This is a genomic window from Nocardia sp. NPDC004260, assembly GCF_053603155.1.
Genome location: NZ_JBSGEZ010000002.1, coordinates 57,460 through 73,775, shown reverse-complemented (window position 1 = coordinate 73,775; position 16,316 = coordinate 57,460). Strand labels below are relative to the sequence as shown.

The following is a 16,316-nucleotide window of genomic DNA, read 5'->3' as shown; positions in this document are numbered from 1 at the left end:
CGGAATGTCCGATATCAGGAGACGACGCGCACCGCGAACGGCATGATGCCGCCCTCGCGGACCGGGGACACCTTCACCACGTCGCCGGATTCCGGCGCCTCCACCATCTTCCCGTCGCCGAGATACAGCGCCACGTGCTGGCTGCCGTTCGGCCCCCAGAACAGCATGTCGCCGCGCTCGCGATCGCCGACGGGCACCCGGGTGCCCGCGTTGTATTGGTAGCCGCTGTAGTGCGGCAGCGAGACCCCGACGCCCGCGAACGCGTAGACCATCAATCCCGAGCAGTCGAAGCCGACCTTCTCGAAGTCTCCGTAACTGTCGGCGACGCCGCCGTCCCGGATGCCGCGGGTCGGGCCGTCCTCGTCGCCGCCACCCCAGGCGTAGGTGACGCCGAGCTGCGACATGGCGCGATCGACCACGATCTCGATCGCCGCGGAGCCTTCGACCGGTGGCGACTTCGGTCGTGGCGCGCTCCGCCGCGGTGGCGGCGCGTCCTCCAGCTGAGTGTGCGGGCGTTTTCCGGTGCCGAGTTCGGCGGCGCGATCGCGGGCGGCCTGGTCCGCGGCCGCGCGCGCGGCGGCCGCCGCCGCGGCGGCACGCACCGCCGCTTCCTCCACCTTGCGCATGGCGTCCCAGGCCAGGTACGCGTCACGCTGGTCCTGCAGGCCGGCCACGTTCTGCCGCGCTTGATCCAGCCTGCCCTGCGCGTCCTGGCGCCGCCGCAGCAGGTCGTCGCGCTGGGCGGTCTGCCGGTCGAGTTCGGCCTTAGCCGCGGCGACCGCGCCCTCGGCGTCGGCCCTGCGCGCGGCGGCGACGGCGGCGGCCGTGTCGGCGTCCGATTTCGCCCGCCGCGCGGTGGAGTTCTTGTTGCCTTGATCGATCTGCGCGCGCCGCAGGCCGTCCAGCACCTGCTGACGATTCTTGGAGACCAGCTCGAGGAGCTGGGCCCGGTCCAGTGCGACCGTGGGGGTGGCCGCGGCGAGGTAGGTGACCATCGAGCCGGAGCCCGGATTGGTATAGGCCTGGGTGGCGAACTGATCGAAGTTGCGTCGCGCCTGGCCCACCTTGGCGGCGGCATCGGCCAGGTCGAGCTGGGTGTCGACCACCACGACGGCGGCCGCGTCGGCGGCGTCGCGCGCGGTCTGCAGGTCCACCAGCGCTCGGTTGACATCCTCCCGGCGCTGCGCGACGGCGTCGTCGAGTTGCCCCAGTTGCTGATCGACCACGGCGACCTGGTTGATCAGGGTGCCGACCTCGGCGACACCGGCGTCCACCTGCGCGCCCGCCTGGGCGATCTCGCCGTCGCTGGGATTTGGCGGAGGAGGTGGTACAGCAGCGACAGGTCCAGTCGTGACCACTACAGCGATCGCAATCAGCAATCCAACAGCAATCGATAGTCGGCGCCGGTTGGTGAGCCCGCCGTTGTTGCGCATCACACCTCCAAGGACCGGATTCCGGCAATCCTCGAGGGCATCAGGCGAACCAAGATGCACAGTGGTCGACAGATGGCCTCTGGGAACACTTATTCCCCATCAGGGACCATTCGAACCGTACGACACTTACGTCACCGACAAAACAGCATCGATCACGTTGCCGCCCACATCTTCTTCATTGCTAGAAATTTGCTGTACTGCGCGCCATGCTTCCTTCGAGCACGACAGACCAACCGTTCGGAAAATTAGCTATATGGATGCTGATGGCCCGATTCCGCCCTAGATCGGACACAGCTCGGCTTCGCATCGAGCGAAGGCGGTGTCAGCGACGCACGCCTGCGACGCGCGGACGTACCCCGCCTGGGGCCGAGTGGCGATGGACAACCGCGCCGTTACCGGCGTGGTGATACCACGAGAATGTCGAATCGGCCGCAGCCTGCTTCGCGGAAAGGCGCCACGACCTCAGATGGCGCGCGCGTCGGACTACTCGCCCTCCGGCGTCCGCCGGTCGCTCGCCACACGCTCCGGACCGTCGGCCGCCGCCCGCCGGACCTTGACCCAGTACAGTCCGGCGATGACCGCCGCCGTTCCACCCAGCAGCGCGCAGGTGATGGCGGTCCAGGACATCGACTCCGGCGTCTCCAAGCGGGCGGTGAAGATGCTCGCGGCTTCCGCGCTCTTACCCTGCGTGCCCTTGGCGGCGTCCTCGGCCCACTCCAGCCGCACCCGGCTGATGGTGTCGCTGTAGGTGCCCACCCAGTCGTCGCTGAGAACGACCACGGTGCCGTGCTGCGTCTTACCCACCTCGGTGGCCAAGTCCCGTAGGCTCGAATCGTGTCCTGGATTGCCGGGGACGACCACGATGCTCAGCGGGATTCCTTGCGATCGCGCCTCCGCGGCGATGGCGGCCAGTTCCTTCTTGTCCTTACCGGTCAGTGTCGCGACGTGATCATCGGCCAGATCGGCGTTGAGCGAGCGCACGGTGTCGGTGGTGACATTCGGCGGCAATTCGGCGGCCATAGGGGTGAAAACCGAGTTGTGCGGGGCGGTCATCTTCCATCCGGTCTGTCGAGCCGCATCGGCAACCGAAGCGACGGGCATCCAACACTGCAGGGCGAGCAAGATCCCCCTTGCTGGCTCGAAAGCACAGTACGCGACGGAGTGTCGCATCTCGCGCGCGCGGCACGCCGAACCGCCCCCTGGTGTTTCACAGGACAAGCGTACTGTTAAGGTCGTAGGCGCGAGGAACCAGCGCCGGAGCGGCGCCGGAGCACCTCCGAAGACTCGGCCGCCGGCACAGCCCCGCCGGTGGCCACCCGCACAGACGAGTGGAGCTGACGTGACGACAAGTATCGATACTTTCGGCGCCAAGGGCACCCTCGAGGTGGGAAGCAACTCCTACGAGATCTTCCGCCTCTCCGCCGTGCCCGGCACCGAGAAACTCCCGTACGCACTGAAGGTCCTCGCGGAGAATCTCCTCCGCACCGAGGACGGTGCCAACATCACCGCCGATCACATCCGCGCCATCGCGAGCTGGGATCCCACGGCGCAGCCGAACACCGAGATCCAGTTCACGCCCGCCCGCGTCATCATGCAGGACTTCACCGGCGTGCCGTGCATCGTGGACCTGGCCACCATGCGCGAGGCCGTGGCCACCCTGGGCGGCGACCCGGACAAGGTGAACCCGCTCGCCCCCGCCGAGATGGTCATCGACCACTCCGTGATCATCGACGTCTTCGGCCGCGCCGACGCCTTCGAGCGCAACGTCGACATCGAATACCAGCGCAACGGCGAGCGCTACCAGTTCCTGCGCTGGGGCCAGACCGCGTTCGACGACTTCAAGGTCGTCCCGCCGAGCACCGGCATCGTGCACCAGGTCAACATCGAGCACCTGGCCCGCGTCGTCATGGTCCGCAACGGCCAGGCCTACCCCGACACCTGTGTCGGCACCGACTCGCACACCACCATGGTCAACGGCCTCGGCGTCCTCGGTTGGGGCGTCGGCGGCATCGAGGCCGAGGCGGCCATGCTCGGCCAGCCCGTCTCGATGCTGATCCCGCGCGTGGTCGGCTTCAAGCTGACCGGTGAGATCCAGCCGGGCGTGACCGCCACCGACGTCGTGCTGACCGTCACCGACATGCTGCGCAAGCACGGCGTGGTCGGCAAGTTCGTCGAGTTCTACGGCAAGGGCGTGGCCGAGGTGCCGCTGGCCAACCGCGCCACCCTGGGCAACATGAGCCCCGAATTCGGCTCCACCGCCGCGATTTTCCCGATCGACGACGTGACCGTCGACTACCTGCGCCTGACCGGCCGCTCCGACGAGCAGGTCGCGCTGGTCGAGGCGTACGCCAAGGAGCAGGGCCTCTGGCACGATGCCGACTCCGAGCCCGCCTACTCCGAATACCTCGAACTGGATCTGAGCACCGTGGTGCCGTCCATCGCGGGCCCGAAGCGCCCGCAGGACCGGATCCTGCTGTCGGAGTCCAAGATCGCGTTCCGCAAGGACATCCACAACTACACCAACGACGCGGAGAGCGGCCCCGCCGCCGACACCCCGCACAGCAAGCTGGACGAGGCCGTCGAGGAGTCCTTCCCGGCGAGCGACCCGGCCGTGCTGTCCTTCGCCGACGACGGCGCCGAGTCGCTGGGGTCGGCCGCCAACGGTGCCGAGTCGCTGGTGTCGGCCGCCGACGGCGCCGAGGGCCGTCCGTCCAAGCCGGTGACGGTGCGCAGCGAGGAGTACGGCGACTTCGTGCTCGACCACGGCGCTGTCGTGGTCGCCTCGATCACCTCCTGCACCAACACCTCCAACCCGTCGGTCATGCTCGGCGCGGCTCTGCTGGCCCGCAACGCGGTGGAGAAGGGCCTGGCCCGCAAGCCGTGGGTGAAGACCTCCATGGCTCCGGGCTCGCAGGTGGTCAACGGCTACTACGAGAAGGCGGGCCTGTGGCCGTACCTGGACAAGCTGGGCTTCAACCTGGTCGCGTTCGGTTGCGCCACCTGCATCGGCAACACCGGCCCGCTGCCGGAGGAGATCTCCAAGGCGGTCAACGACAACGACCTCACCGTCACCGCGGTGCTGTCGGGCAACCGTAACTTCGAAGGCCGCATCTCCCCCGACGTGAAGATGAACTACCTGGCCTCCCCGCCGCTGGTCATCGCCTACGCGCTCGCGGGAACCATGGACTTCGACTTCGAGAACGACCCGCTCGGCAAGGACACCGAGGGCAACGACGTCTTCCTGAAGGACATCTGGCCCTCGCCGCAGGAGATCCAGGACACCATCGACCGGGTCATCAGCCGCGACATGTTCCTCGAGGACTACAAGGACGTGTTCCGGGGTGACGAGCGCTGGCGCAGCCTGCCCACCCCGGAGGGCAAGACCTTCGAGTGGGACGCCGAGTCGACCTACGTGCGCAAGCCTCCGTACTTCGAAGGCATGCCGCAGACCCCGGAGCCGGTCACCGACATCAAGGGCGCCCGGGTGCTCGCGCTGCTCGGCGACTCGGTCACCACCGACCACATCTCCCCTGCGGGCAACATCAAGCCCGGCACCCCGGCCGCGCAGTACCTGGAGGCCAACGGCGTCGAGCGCAAGGACTACAACTCCTACGGCTCGCGGCGCGGCAACCACGAGGTGATGATCCGCGGCACCTTCGCCAACATCCGGCTGCGCAACCAGCTCCTCGACGACGTCTCGGGTGGCTACACCCGAGACTTCACCCAGGAGGGCGGCCCGCAGGCGTTCATCTACGACGCCTCGCAGAACTACCAGGCCGCGGGCATCCCGCTGGTCGTGCTCGGCGGCAAGGAGTACGGTTCGGGCTCCTCGCGCGACTGGGCCGCCAAGGGCACCAGCCTGCTGGGTGTGAAGGCCGTCATCACCGAGTCGTTCGAGCGCATCCACCGCTCCAACCTCATCGGCATGGGCGTCATCCCGCTGCAGTTCCCGGCGGGTGAGTCGGCCGCGTCGCTGAAGCTGGACGGCACCGAGACCTTCGACATCGAGGGCATCACCCAGCTGAACGAGGGTGCCACCCCGAAGACCCTGAAGGTCACCGCCACCAAGGAGAACGGTGACAAGATCACCTTCGACGCGGTGGTCCGCATCGACACCCCCGGCGAGGCCGACTACTACCGCAACGGCGGGATCCTGCAGTACGTGCTGCGCAACATGATCCGTGCCTGATCGCGCCACCTTCGCTGGCGCGTGTTCGCGCCACTGAAGTCTCGTGTCGGACAACCCCCGCGTCGGTCTACCGCCGACGCGGGGGTCCGTGTTTACCCGCTGGAGGATTCCGTGCCCAAGGTCAGTGACGATCACCTCGCCGCCCGGCGCAGCCAGATCCTCGACGGAGCACGCCGCTGCTTCGCCGAGTACGGCTACGACGGCGCCACCGTGCGCCGCCTCGAGGAAGAGATCGGGCTGTCCAGAGGAGCGATTTTCCACCACTTCCGGGACAAGGACGCGCTGTTCCTCGCCCTCGCCCAGGAAGACGCCGAACGCATGGCCGATGTCGCGGCCAACCAGGGCATCGTGCAGGTGATGCGCGACATGCTCGCCCACCCCGAGCAGTTCAACTGGCTCGGAACGCGTTTGGAGATCGCCCGCAGGCTGCGCACCGATCCCGAATTCCGGGCGGGCTGGACCCAGCGTTCGGCCGAACTCACCGCCGCCACCTTGGCCCGACTGGAACGTCGTAAGGCCGCGGGCGCGCTGCGCGACGACGTGCCTACCGACGTGCTGCTCGGCTACCTCGACCTCGTCCTCGACGGTTTGATCGCCCGGATCGCCTCCGGCCACACCAACGAGAACCTTTCCGCCGTATTGGATCTGGTCGAGGCGTCGGTCCGGCGCAAGCAGTGAGGGCGGCTAGTACGCCGCGTTGAGGTACTCCGCGGCGTGCGTAGTCCACAGCACGTTCGTCCCCGGCATGTTCCGTCCGGAATAGAGCACGTGCTGACCGTCGGGCCACGGGGTCAGATAGCCGATGACGCCGCGTACGGCCGTCGTGTAGCGCTCGAGGTTCGCGATCGGGTCGCGCAGCAGGACTTCGAGCAGTTCGGCGAAGATCTGCGGCGCGACGTCGCCGATCCGAGCGCCCTCCACGAACGAGAACGGCGAGATACCCACGTCGATGACGCGCAACGGCGAATCCGCGGGCGACGCGGTGATGATGTCGCCGGGATTCGCGTACTCGCGCACGTCGATCGACGCGGGCCACGCGCCGCGCTGCCCGTGCAGGCCGAACGTATTCGCCGGGCAGAGGTTTCCGACCGACTGCCCGGCTCGGCGCAACGGGTTGGCGATGTTCACCACGAAGGCGATCTCCAGCGGCGTTCCGTCGGTGTTCTTGTACTTCCCGGACCGAACGCCCTCCAGGATCCGGCTGGCGCAGATGCCGCCGAGCGAATAACTCAGCAGGCCACAGACGTTCGGCGAGTCCTGGATCGCTCGCACTCCGGCGGCGATGCCGAGCCGTACCGACGTCTCCAGCGAAGGACCCCAGACCTCCGGCACGGGGCCGACGGAAGCGGGCCAATCCGGTTCGAAGCAGCTGAACTTCCCGGTGTCGAGTAGTTTCACGACGTCGTGCAGCATGCCCGCGGGCGTTCCGTCGGAGTTGCGCGGCTCCCCGGTGCCGCGGAGAGTGATGATGTCGATCATCGAGGCCTCCTTGCCCACCGCACCGACCCCTTCGGTACGGAATCTCAACGTAGAGCAGGAGCGCCCGCTCGGCACGAGTATCGAGCTACCTCATCGCGGCACGAGTTGCCCCATGTAGACCCTGATTCGGCGGATCGAAGGGTGCGTGAGCTACCGCGGCTACGTGTCCGGTTCCATGCTGCTGAGCAGAATTCGCGCGAGTCGGTCCAGTTCCCGCCGTTCCCCCGCGGTGAGCACGGACAGCATCCGCTTCTCGTTCGCGGTGTGCTCGGTGACCACGGTGTCGACCAGTTCCCGTCCTGCCTCGGTGAGGCCGACGCGCACCGCCCTGCGGTCCCGCGCGTCCGCGACGCGCCGCACCAGTCCCGCCGACTCCAGCCGGTCCAGCCGTCCGGTCATGCCCGCCCTGGACAACATCAGCGTGTCGGCCAGCACCGACGGGTTGAGTTCGAACGGCGCGCCCGAACGACGGAGCGCGGCGAGTACGTCGAATTCGCCGCGCTGGAGGCCGTGTTTGCCGAACACCGCCTCGATCTCACGCTGCGCCACCAGCAACAGCCTGCCCAGACGTCCGGCCACGGCCATCGCCTCCAGATCCAGGTCGGGTCGTTCCCGCCGCCACTGCGCCACGATCGCGTCCACGGCGTCCGTTTTCCGCTCGGTCATGGACAGGATCTTATTCGGCACGATATAGTTCGGTAGCGAATTATCAATCACCGAACTAATTCGGAGGCTCCGATGACCATTCCCGCGCCACGCAAGGACGTCGCGATCCGTCAGCCGCAGGATGCGGAGACCCTGCGTACCACGTCGGTCACCATGCGCCTGCTGATCGACGCGGAGGAGGCGGGCGGGGGGCTGAGCACACTCGAGGTCGAGATGGACCGTGGAGCGGACGGTGCGGCGCCGCACTATCACACGCTTTCCGACGAGCTGTTCTATGTCGCGGATGGCGAACTGCAACTGCTCGCCGGTGACCGCATCGTCACCGTCGGCGCGGGTGGTTCGATCGTGGTCCCGAAATTCATGCGGCACGCCTTCGGCGCCGCACCGGACAGCACGGCACGGATCCTCATCGCGCTCACGCCCGGCGTGCAGCGCTTCGAGTACTTCCGACTGCTGGAACGAATCGCCGCGGGCGAATCCCCGATGACCGATCTCGCCGCCGCTCAGAACGAGTTCGACAACCACTTCGTCGACGCCCCCGCTTGGTGGGCGGAGCGCAACGCGAACCGGAAGTGAAGTCGGCGCCCCTCCGGATCCGTTCGCGGGCAATCAATTCGGAGCGAGTCGAGCACGGTGCGGCGCGGGAGGAAATACGATGCCGCACAGCAGCGGTGGTCGCGGGCCACCTGCGCCGAGCAGGACGAGAGTACAGATGCACAGCCGCCAATATCGGGCTATGAGCATCATCCGCGCCGCACGTGAGATTAGCTTCTCGATTGCCATCTCAACATTTCCAGGCTACCGGAAAACTTTCGGTACTCGGGCGTTATGGATCGGAATTCGGTTTGCCACAGGCCGGGAATTCTCGCGATCCGAGCCGATAACGCCGCCCATCGCGATATGATCGCTCACACGCTTGGGGGTCGTGGCAAATCGCGAGCAGATCGGAGAAACGGCTATGACCGACGCAATCCACCTTCCCGGGACGACGCCGAGGGGTGAGCGCGTTCCCCCGCTCCAGGGTCTGCTGGTCGCGGAATCGGACCGGCAGATCAGCGTGCGCGTCGCCGAGGGAACGTGGACCTTCAGTCGGTCCGATGTCCTGCGCGTGGTCGATTCCGCGGCGCCGCAAGCCGATCAGGACGGGCGCCCGGTGCTGGTGGACATTCGCGCGGGCGCCACCGCCGATTTCACCCGCAGGCTGCGGATCGACCTGGTCGATCGGCCGATGACCATCCCGGAGTCACCGTCGGAGGCGCTCGGCGACGAGCAGTTGCGCCGGCTCACCGAAACCTGGGCAGACCGGCTGCAACTCGTCGACTGCCCGGGTGCGGGCGGTGCGACGTTCACCTACTGCCAGACCAAGTCGATGAACGGCAGCGACGACGGCATCAACTGCGACAGCCTCGACTGAGCGGCAGGCGGATGGCCGCACGCCGGCGCGGTTCGGTCCTGATCGTGTCCGAATCCGATGATCTACACGCCACCGCGATGGCGGCGACGCTGCGAGAACACCACGGGCTCGGCCCGATCCACCTCGACCTGCGCGATTTCCCCCAGGAGTCCGGCAGCTTCCGGCTGGACCGGCTCGGCACCACACGCTCGCTGTCGCACCTGATCGGCCTCGACGACGTGCGGTCGGTGTGGTGGCGGCGCCCGCATCCCGCGCGGGTGCCCGCGGGTGTCCGCGCCTCGGACAACGAGTTTCGCCAGGCGGAGTGCGACGGATTCATTCAAGGGCTGCTCTGGTCCATCCCCGCTCACTGGGTCAACGACCCGGGCGCCGACCGCACCGCGGCACGCAAGATCGTCCAGCTGGAGACGGCGCTGCGGGCCGGGTTCGCGGTACCGGAAACGTTGATCACCAACGATCCGGACGAGGCGCGCAGTTTCGTCGAATCCCGGCCCGGCCCGGTCGTTTACAAGCGCACCGGCACCAGCCGGGCGGAGTTCGCCGAGACCAGGATCATCTCCAGGGACGATTTCGGCAGGCTGGCCGCGATCCGTTCGGCGCCGACCACCTTTCAGGACTACGTCGACGCGACCTGCGATCTGCGCGTGGTGTGGGTGGACGGGGTCGAATGGACCGTGCGCATCGACTCCCAAGCGGGCGTCGGCAAGGTCGACTCCCGCTTGGACACGTCGGTCGATTTCGCGCACGATCACCTGCCCGCCTCGGTGAGCAAGTCACTGGCCACGCTGATGGGCGCGCTCGGATTGTCCTTCGGCGTGCTCGACATTCGGCTCGGCCGTGATGGCGAGTACTACTTCCTGGAGGTCAACCCGCAGGGCCAGTTCGCCTACCTGGAGATCAAGACCGGGCTGCCGATCTTTCGCAGCCTGGCCAACCTGCTGGTGGACGGTGACGGCATGGTGGAGGGCTACTGAACCCGGTCACAGGTCCGCGGCACGATACCGAGACCGGGAACGCCACAGTGTGCGGCAACGGCTGCCCCGCATTCGCCGCACAGCGGCGGTCCACCGGATCACAACAGCAGCCGAAACCCGGACAGGTCCCGCGCCGTCCGGCGCGGTCGACCAACAGGCGAGCGCCGCCGAATTACGTTGCGGCTCCGCTCGATCGCCGACATACGCCCGAAGACCTGGGCATCGACGCCGCTGTGCAGCTCGGCGAGGTAGACATCCAGTTCGGGGGCGTCGACGTCGATCCGGTTGGGGCTCCGCCCGGGGCGGCCGCGTAGCCGTCCGGCGGCACATCACGCCGTTGTGGCGCTATGGGCTCTTGCGGCGATTGGCTCCACCCCGGCTGCGGAGTTGCACATGCGACTCCACCAGGACGTTGTGGATGAAACCGTAGGAGCGGCCGGTGGACCGCGCCAGTGACCGGATGCTCGCACCGGCCTCGTACTGTTTCTTCAGCTGGGTCTGTAGGCGATCGCGTGACTTGCCGGTGACGCGTGTGCCCTTACCCAATGTGGCCTTGCTCTGTGGCCTGTCGCTCATGGCTTCCTCCGAGTCGCCGAGCAGCGTCTTTCCAGGCTAAGCACTCAGCAGGCCGTGATCAACGGGTACCTGTGATGAATCTCACGCAAGCTGAATAAGTTCCAGATATTCGGCCGACCAATGGTCTTCTGTCCCGTCCGGGAGCAGGATCACACGTTCCGGAGACAACGCCTCCGCCGCACCCGGGTCGTGGGTCACCAGCACGACCGCGCCCGCATAGGTGCGCAAGGCGTCGAGCACCTGCTCCCGCGACACGGGGTCGAGATTGTTCGTCGGCTCGTCCAGCAGCAACACGTTCGCCGCCGAGGAGACCAGTCCGGCCAGCGCGAGACGGGTCTTCTCACCGCCTGAGAGCGTGCCCGCGGGCTGGTCGAGCTGTGGGCCGGAGAACATGAACGCGCCGAGCAGGCCGCGCAGCTCCTGCTCACCCGCGTCCGGCGCGGCGTGGCGGATGTTCTCCCACACGGTGGCGTTGTCGTCCAGGGTGTCGTGCTCCTGGGCGAAGTAACCGACCTTCAGACCGTGTCCCGGCACCAGACCACCCGCCGTCGGCTGCTCGACCCCGGCGAGCAGGCGCAGCAGCGTCGTCTTTCCCGCGCCGTTGAGCCCCAGCACCACCACCCGGCTACCGCGGTCGATCGCGAGGTCGACCCCGGTGAAGATCTCCAGCGAGCCGTAGACCTTGGTCAGGTTCTCCGCCATCAGCGGCGTCTTGCCGCAGGCGGCGGGTTCGGGGAACTTGATCCTGGCGACCTTGTCGGCGACGCGCACATCATCGAGTTCGGCCAGCAGGCGATCGGCGCGCTTGGCCATGTTCTGTGCCGCAGTCGCTTTCGTGGCCTTGGCGCCGAGCTTGGCCGCCTGGGCGCGCAGCGCGCTCGCCTTCTTCTCGGCGTTCGCGCGTTCCCGCCGCCTGCGCTGCTCGTCGGTGGCGCGCGCGTCCAGGTACTTCTTCCAGCCCATGTTGTAGACGTCGGCCTCGCCGCGCACCGCGTCCAGGAACCACACCTTGTTCACCACGTCGGCGAGCAGGTCCACGTCGTGACTGATGACGATCAGGCCGCCGTCGTGGTTCTGCAGGAAACCACGCAGCCAGGTGATCGAGTCGGCGTCGAGATGGTTGGTCGGCTCGTCCAGCAGCAAGATGGTGTCCGACCGCCCGCCGCTGCCGTCGGAGGCGGCGAACAGGATGCGCGCCAATTCGATTCGGCGCCGCTGTCCACCGGACAAGGTGCGCAGCGGCTGACCGAGCACGCGATCGGGCAGACCCAGGCTGTGGCAGATGCGCGCCGCCTCGCTCTCGGCGACGTAACCGCCCAGCGCCGAGAAGCGTTCCTCGAGCCGACCGTACTTGCGAACCGCCTTCTCCCGCTCTTTGTCGTCGGCGACCTCGGCCATCAGCGCCTGTTGCTTCTCCATCTCCCGGATCAGCGTGTCCAAGCCGCGCGCGGACAGCACCCGGTCGCGGGCCAGCACGTCGAGGTTGCCTTCGCGCGGATCCTGCGGCAGATAACCGATATCGCTGGAGCGCAGGATCTTGCCCGCGTACGGCTCCCCCTCGCCTGCCAAGATGCGCAGCGTGGTGGTCTTCCCCGCGCCGTTGCGCCCGACCAACCCGATCCGGTCGCCCGCCTGTACCCGAAGCGCCGGTCCGGGAGCGGACAGCAGGGTGCGGACTCCGGCCCGGACCTCCAGGTCGGTCGCGGTGATCACAAACTTCTCCTCGCGGATCGTGGTGCTGGACGCGTGCTCGATTGTGCGACCCGACGCGCACAAGAACCACCGATTTTACCCGGGGCGCAGGGTGCGCCCGCATACCAGCACCCCGCATGTGACGGCGATAACGGCCCCCGCGGTGGCCTGCGCTACCGTGCGATGCCATGAGTACCGATCTATTGGGCAAGAGCGCTCTGGTCACGGGGGCCAGCCGTGGCATCGGCAAGGCGGTCGCGGCGGAGTTGCTCGCCCGCGGCGCGAACGTGCTGATCACCGCGCGGAAGAAGGATCCGCTGGACGAAGCCGCCGCGGAGCTGCGCGAACTGGGGCACCAGGGTCAGGTCGTCGCTCTGGCGGGCAACTCGGGCGTCGCCGAGGATCGGTCCGCCGCGGTCGAACGCGCGGTCACGGAGTTCGGTTCGCTGGACGTCCTGATCAACAACACCGGCATCAACCCGGTCTTCGGCTCCCTGATGGACGCCGACCTCGATGCCGTGCGCAAGATCTTCGACGTGAACGTGGTCGCGGCCCTCGGCTACATCCAGGAGGCGTACAAGGCGTGGATGCGCGACCACGGCGGCGCCGTGGTCAACGTGGCCAGCGTCGCCGGCATCCGCTCGACCGGCGTGATCGCCGCCTACGGCGCGTCCAAGTCCGCGCTGATCCATCTCACCGGTGAGCTCGCCTGGCAGCTGGGGCCGAAGATCCGGGTGAACGCGGTCGCGCCGGGCGTGATCAAGACGAAGTTCGCCGACGCGCTGTACTCGACCGACGAGGAGCGCGCCGCGAGCGTGTACCCGATGAAGCGGCTGGGCAGCCCGGAGGACGTGGCGCGCTTGATCGGATTCCTGGCCTCCGACGAGGCGGCGTGGATCACCGGCGAGACGGTCCGGGTGGACGGCGGGCTGCTCTCCACGGGCGGAATCTGACCGCGAACGGGAGCCGCCTGCGCTAGCGGAACGCCAATGCGCCGATGGTGTCGGCGTGCCGGTAGCGCAGGTACTCTCGACGGCCGTGGCGTCGACCGCGCCGGTGGCCGTCGCCAGCGTCACCACCACGAATTCCTTCTCGCTGCCGTCCTTCCACTTGCCGGTGGCATAGCCCTTCAGGTAACTGCCGGACGCAGCGCGAGGTCGGCGTCGGTGAACCGGCCCTTCGCCGCGGCGGCCCAGCCCTAGTCGGCCATGCCGAGCACGAACTGGGTGAGCATCACCGCGCCGCCCTCGGCGGGGTACACCAGCTCTGCCGCGTAGACGCAGCCCACAGACCGGTGAGTTTGCCCGCCGTCTCGATGGGGTGGCAGTCGGCGTGATCGCGGCCGTCAACCCACTCGGCGTGCAGTTCGACGCGAGCCGCCGGAGCGGCCCTACCCGATCGAGTTCGCCCGATCGCCTTGAAATCAGAGCCGGACGGGCTGCAGCCAGTCCTCGCGCCCCGCGGTCGCCGGAGCAGCAGGAGCCTCCTCGATTCCGAACCGCTCGTGCAGTCGGCGCAGCGGGCCGGGCGCATACCAGTTCCAGTGGCCGAGCAACTCCATCGCCGCGGGCAACAGGAAGCCGCGCACCAGCGTCGCGTCCACCAGCACGGCGAGCGGAAGCCCGATGCCGAATGCCTTCATGAAGGTGATGTCCGAGGCGAGGAAGCCGAGGAAGACCAGCGAGATCAGGACGGCGGCGGCCGTGACGATCCGGCCGATCCGCTCGAGTCCGGACGTGACGGCCAGCGCGTTGGACCTGGTGCGCACGTATTCCTCGCGGATGCGGGCCAACAGGAACACCTGGTAGTCCATGGCGAGACCGAACGCGACGCCGAACAGCATCACCGGGACGGTCGGCGGCAGGTCGCCGGTGACGGTGAAGCCGAGCAACCCGGACAGGTGCCCGTCCTGGAAGATCCAGACCAGCGCGCCGAAGGTCGCGGTGAGGCTCAGGAAGCTGAGCACGACGGCCAGCAGCGGCAGCACGACGCTTCCGGTGAGCAGGAACAGGACCACCACCATGATCAGCACGACGAAGGCCAGCGCGTACGGCAGCGCCGAGACGACCGAGCCGATCGCGTCCGTGTTGGCCGCCGCCACGCCGCCGACCAGCACCGGCGAGGCGGCGGGCGTCGCGCGCACGTCGGCGGCGATCCGATCCAGCACCGTGGGATCGGTGGTGTCCGGGACCACCGTCAGATAGGCGGCGTTCTCGGCGCGGAAGCGGTCGGCGGCCGCGGTCGGCGCGACGAGCAGACCGCCGTGGCTGTAACTGCCGGTGACGGTGTCGACCCGGCGGACGTCCTCGATCTCCGACAGTTCACGAGCGTAGGCGTCCAAGCCTGCGGCGCTGTAAGCGCTTTCGGGCAGCACTACGAACAGCCCGTTCTGCTCGGTGGCGGCGAAGTCGCGCTGGATGGTCTCGGTGACCTGGCGGTTGTTCATCGACTCCGGCAGCGACCGTTCGTCGGGGAAGCCGAGATTCACTCCGAGGAACGGCGCGCCGAGCACGAGCAGCAGGGCGGTGACCCCGAGGCCGATCGGCACCGGCCGCATCATCACGAACCGCGCCAAGCGGTGCCAGGCGCCCTCGCCGGGTGCGGGACGGGCCGCGCGCAGGAACCACCACAGCTGGCCGTTGTCGATCTTGGTGCCGAGCAGGAACAGGATCGCGGGCAGCACGGTCAGCGACACCGTCGCGGCGATCACCGCCACGGCCAGGCCCGCGTAGCCCATCGACCGCACGGCCAGCAGCGGGAAGAACAGCAGGCCCGACAGCGCGACGGCGACGGTGACAGCCGAGAACGCGACGGTCCGGCCCGCCGAGCGCATGGTGGCGGCCACCGCGGCGGCTGGCTGCTGACCGGCGACCAGTTCGTCGCGGTAGCGGCTGATGATCAGCAGGCTGTAGTCGATCGCCAAGCCGAGGCCGAGCAGGGTGGCGACGTTGGTCGCGGTGGCCGCCAGATCGGTGACGCTCGCGATCAGCCACAGCGCGCCCATGGTGATCATCACCGTGATCATCGCGACCACCAGCGGCAGGCTGGCGGCGACCAGGCCGCCGAACACCAGCAGCAGGGCGATCAGCGTGACCGGGAATGCGATGGATTCGCCCAGCACGACGTCTTTCTCGCTCTGCTGCACCGTCTCGTGCAGCAGCATGGCGTAGCCGCCGACGCGCACCTCGAGCGGGCCGTGAGTGCCGCCGAATCGGTCGGCGAGATCGCCCACCCGCTTGTCGACGTCGGCCTCCTCACCGAGGATGCTGGCCACGATCAGGCCCTTGGTCCCGTCGGTGCTGCGCAGCGCGGGCGATTTGTCGGTCCAATACGACGTGACGCCCGCGACGCCGGACTCCGACTTCAGATCGGTGACCAGATTCGTCGCCGCGGTGGCCGCGGCGTCGTCGTCCACCGACCGGCGAGTCTGCACCAGCAGCACGAAATTCGGGGTGGCCTCGCCGAAGGTGTCGCGCAGCACCGCGGTCGCCCGGCTCGATTCGCTGTCGGGGTCGATATACCCGCCGCCCTGCACTTTGTCGAACAGCGTCGCGCTCAGCGTGCCCATCGCCAGTGCGAGCACCACGAACACGGCCAGGATCCACCGGCTGCGCCGCCTGGTCAGTTCGAACACTCCGTATACCCCTAACTCGTTCCGGTCGTGCCGCTTTCGCGCTCGGACTCCAGCGGTCGCCGGTCGGCAACCTGCCCGGCGTGCCATCCGCGGCACGCCGGTGCGCCGACACCTGACACTCGGCACCGGAGCCGGATGCGTACGCCAGCGCCCCGGCATCCTAGCAACGCGGGACAAACTGCGGTGAGCCCGAACACATTCCGTCGGTGCACCCGGTCCCGCCACCTGCCTGCACGCTCCGGCATGGGAAGGCAACCGA

At 68.1% G+C, this 16,316-nt stretch carries 13 protein-coding genes; 6 read left to right on the top strand and 7 right to left on the bottom strand.

Features of this window, described 5'->3' with window-relative positions; translation table 11 throughout:
• Positions 1-14: 14 nt before the first annotated feature.
• The gene (locus tag ACWEO7_RS01920) at positions 15-1,433 is read right to left on the bottom strand and encodes an NlpC/P60 family protein (RefSeq protein WP_452420083.1); all 1,419 of its coding nucleotides are present in this window, start codon (positions 1,431-1,433) and stop codon (positions 15-17) included.
• A gap of 483 nt (positions 1,434-1,916) precedes the next feature.
• Positions 1,917-2,486, bottom strand: a complete 570-nt coding sequence (locus tag ACWEO7_RS01915) for an Rv1476 family membrane protein (protein ID WP_452420082.1) — start codon at positions 2,484-2,486, stop codon at positions 1,917-1,919.
• A 286-nt stretch (positions 2,487-2,772) separates the two neighbouring features.
• Here ACWEO7_RS01915 and ACWEO7_RS01910 point away from each other — a divergent pair, with 286 nt between their 5' ends.
• Together ACWEO7_RS01910 and ACWEO7_RS01905 are read left to right on the top strand one after the other, a co-directional pair.
• Complete coding sequence (locus ACWEO7_RS01910; protein WP_452420081.1) at positions 2,773-5,622, top strand: aconitate hydratase; 2,850 nt, start codon at positions 2,773-2,775, stop codon at positions 5,620-5,622.
• A 111-nt stretch (positions 5,623-5,733) separates the two neighbouring features.
• Positions 5,734-6,300, top strand: a complete 567-nt coding sequence (locus ACWEO7_RS01905) for a TetR/AcrR family transcriptional regulator (RefSeq protein ID WP_039798681.1) — start codon at positions 5,734-5,736, stop codon at positions 6,298-6,300.
• 6 nt (positions 6,301-6,306) lie between these two features.
• On the opposite strand, the gene ACWEO7_RS01900 is transcribed toward ACWEO7_RS01905, so the two are convergent.
• Positions 6,307-7,101: a hypothetical protein gene (locus ACWEO7_RS01900; RefSeq protein WP_452420080.1), complete on the bottom strand. Its 795-nt coding sequence runs from the start codon at positions 7,099-7,101 to the stop codon at positions 6,307-6,309.
• 159 nt (positions 7,102-7,260) lie between these two features.
• Entirely contained in the window at positions 7,261-7,767 is a 507-nt protein-coding gene (locus ACWEO7_RS01895) for a MarR family winged helix-turn-helix transcriptional regulator (RefSeq protein WP_452420079.1), read from the bottom strand.
• 72 nt (positions 7,768-7,839) lie between these two features.
• Between ACWEO7_RS01895 and ACWEO7_RS01890 the strand changes: the two genes are divergently transcribed.
• The 3 genes from ACWEO7_RS01890 to ACWEO7_RS01880 all read left to right on the top strand — a co-directional run bounded on the left by ACWEO7_RS01890 (position 7,840) and on the right by ACWEO7_RS01880 (position 10,155).
• The gene (locus ACWEO7_RS01890; RefSeq protein ID WP_452420078.1) at positions 7,840-8,343 is read left to right on the top strand and encodes a cupin domain-containing protein; all 504 of its coding nucleotides are present in this window, start codon (positions 7,840-7,842) and stop codon (positions 8,341-8,343) included.
• Between the two features lie 382 nt (positions 8,344-8,725).
• Positions 8,726-9,181, top strand: a complete 456-nt coding sequence (locus ACWEO7_RS01885) for a hypothetical protein (RefSeq protein ID WP_452420077.1) — start codon at positions 8,726-8,728, stop codon at positions 9,179-9,181.
• Between the two features lie 44 nt (positions 9,182-9,225).
• Positions 9,226-10,155 carry a hypothetical protein gene (locus ACWEO7_RS01880; protein WP_356961855.1) on the top strand — a complete coding sequence of 310 codons (930 nt, stop codon included), beginning with the start codon at positions 9,226-9,228 and terminating at the stop codon, positions 10,153-10,155.
• 345 nt (positions 10,156-10,500) lie between these two features.
• On the opposite strand, the gene ACWEO7_RS01875 is transcribed toward ACWEO7_RS01880, so the two are convergent.
• Together ACWEO7_RS01875 and ACWEO7_RS01870 are read right to left on the bottom strand one after the other, a co-directional pair.
• Positions 10,501-10,731 carry a helix-turn-helix domain-containing protein gene (locus ACWEO7_RS01875; RefSeq protein WP_355070859.1) on the bottom strand — a complete coding sequence of 77 codons (231 nt, stop codon included), beginning with the start codon at positions 10,729-10,731 and terminating at the stop codon, positions 10,501-10,503.
• A gap of 81 nt (positions 10,732-10,812) precedes the next feature.
• Positions 10,813-12,444: an ABC-F family ATP-binding cassette domain-containing protein gene (locus ACWEO7_RS01870; protein WP_356961853.1), complete on the bottom strand. Its 1,632-nt coding sequence runs from the start codon at positions 12,442-12,444 to the stop codon at positions 10,813-10,815.
• A gap of 167 nt (positions 12,445-12,611) precedes the next feature.
• Between ACWEO7_RS01870 and ACWEO7_RS01865 the strand changes: the two genes are divergently transcribed.
• On the top strand, positions 12,612-13,376 hold the full coding sequence (locus tag ACWEO7_RS01865) for an SDR family oxidoreductase (protein ID WP_452420076.1): 765 nt from the start codon (positions 12,612-12,614) through the stop codon (positions 13,374-13,376).
• Positions 13,377-13,846: 470 nt separating this feature from the next.
• Here ACWEO7_RS01865 and ACWEO7_RS01860 read toward each other — a convergent pair whose 3' ends face one another.
• On the bottom strand, positions 13,847-16,057 hold the full coding sequence (locus ACWEO7_RS01860; RefSeq protein ID WP_452420075.1) for an MMPL family transporter: 2,211 nt from the start codon (positions 16,055-16,057) through the stop codon (positions 13,847-13,849).
• Positions 16,058-16,316: the final 259 nt, after the last annotated feature.

Bases quoted from the DNA above. Each gene is read 5' to 3' on its own strand.
- ACWEO7_RS01920 (WP_452420083.1), bottom strand. From the start codon at position 1,433: ATGCGCAACAACGGCGGGCTCACCAACCGGCGCCGACTATCGATTGCT.
- ACWEO7_RS01915 (WP_452420082.1), bottom strand. From the start codon at position 2,486: ATGACCGCCCCGCACAACTCGGTTTTCACCCCTATGGCCGCCGAATTG.
- ACWEO7_RS01900 (WP_452420080.1), bottom strand. From the start codon at position 7,101: ATGATCGACATCATCACTCTCCGCGGCACCGGGGAGCCGCGCAACTCC.
- ACWEO7_RS01895 (WP_452420079.1), bottom strand. From the start codon at position 7,767: ATGACCGAGCGGAAAACGGACGCCGTGGACGCGATCGTGGCGCAGTGG.
- ACWEO7_RS01890 (WP_452420078.1), top strand. From the start codon at position 7,840: ATGACCATTCCCGCGCCACGCAAGGACGTCGCGATCCGTCAGCCGCAG.
- ACWEO7_RS01885 (WP_452420077.1), top strand. From the start codon at position 8,726: ATGACCGACGCAATCCACCTTCCCGGGACGACGCCGAGGGGTGAGCGC.
- ACWEO7_RS01875 (WP_355070859.1), bottom strand. From the start codon at position 10,731: ATGAGCGACAGGCCACAGAGCAAGGCCACATTGGGTAAGGGCACACGC.
- ACWEO7_RS01865 (WP_452420076.1), top strand. From the start codon at position 12,612: ATGAGTACCGATCTATTGGGCAAGAGCGCTCTGGTCACGGGGGCCAGC.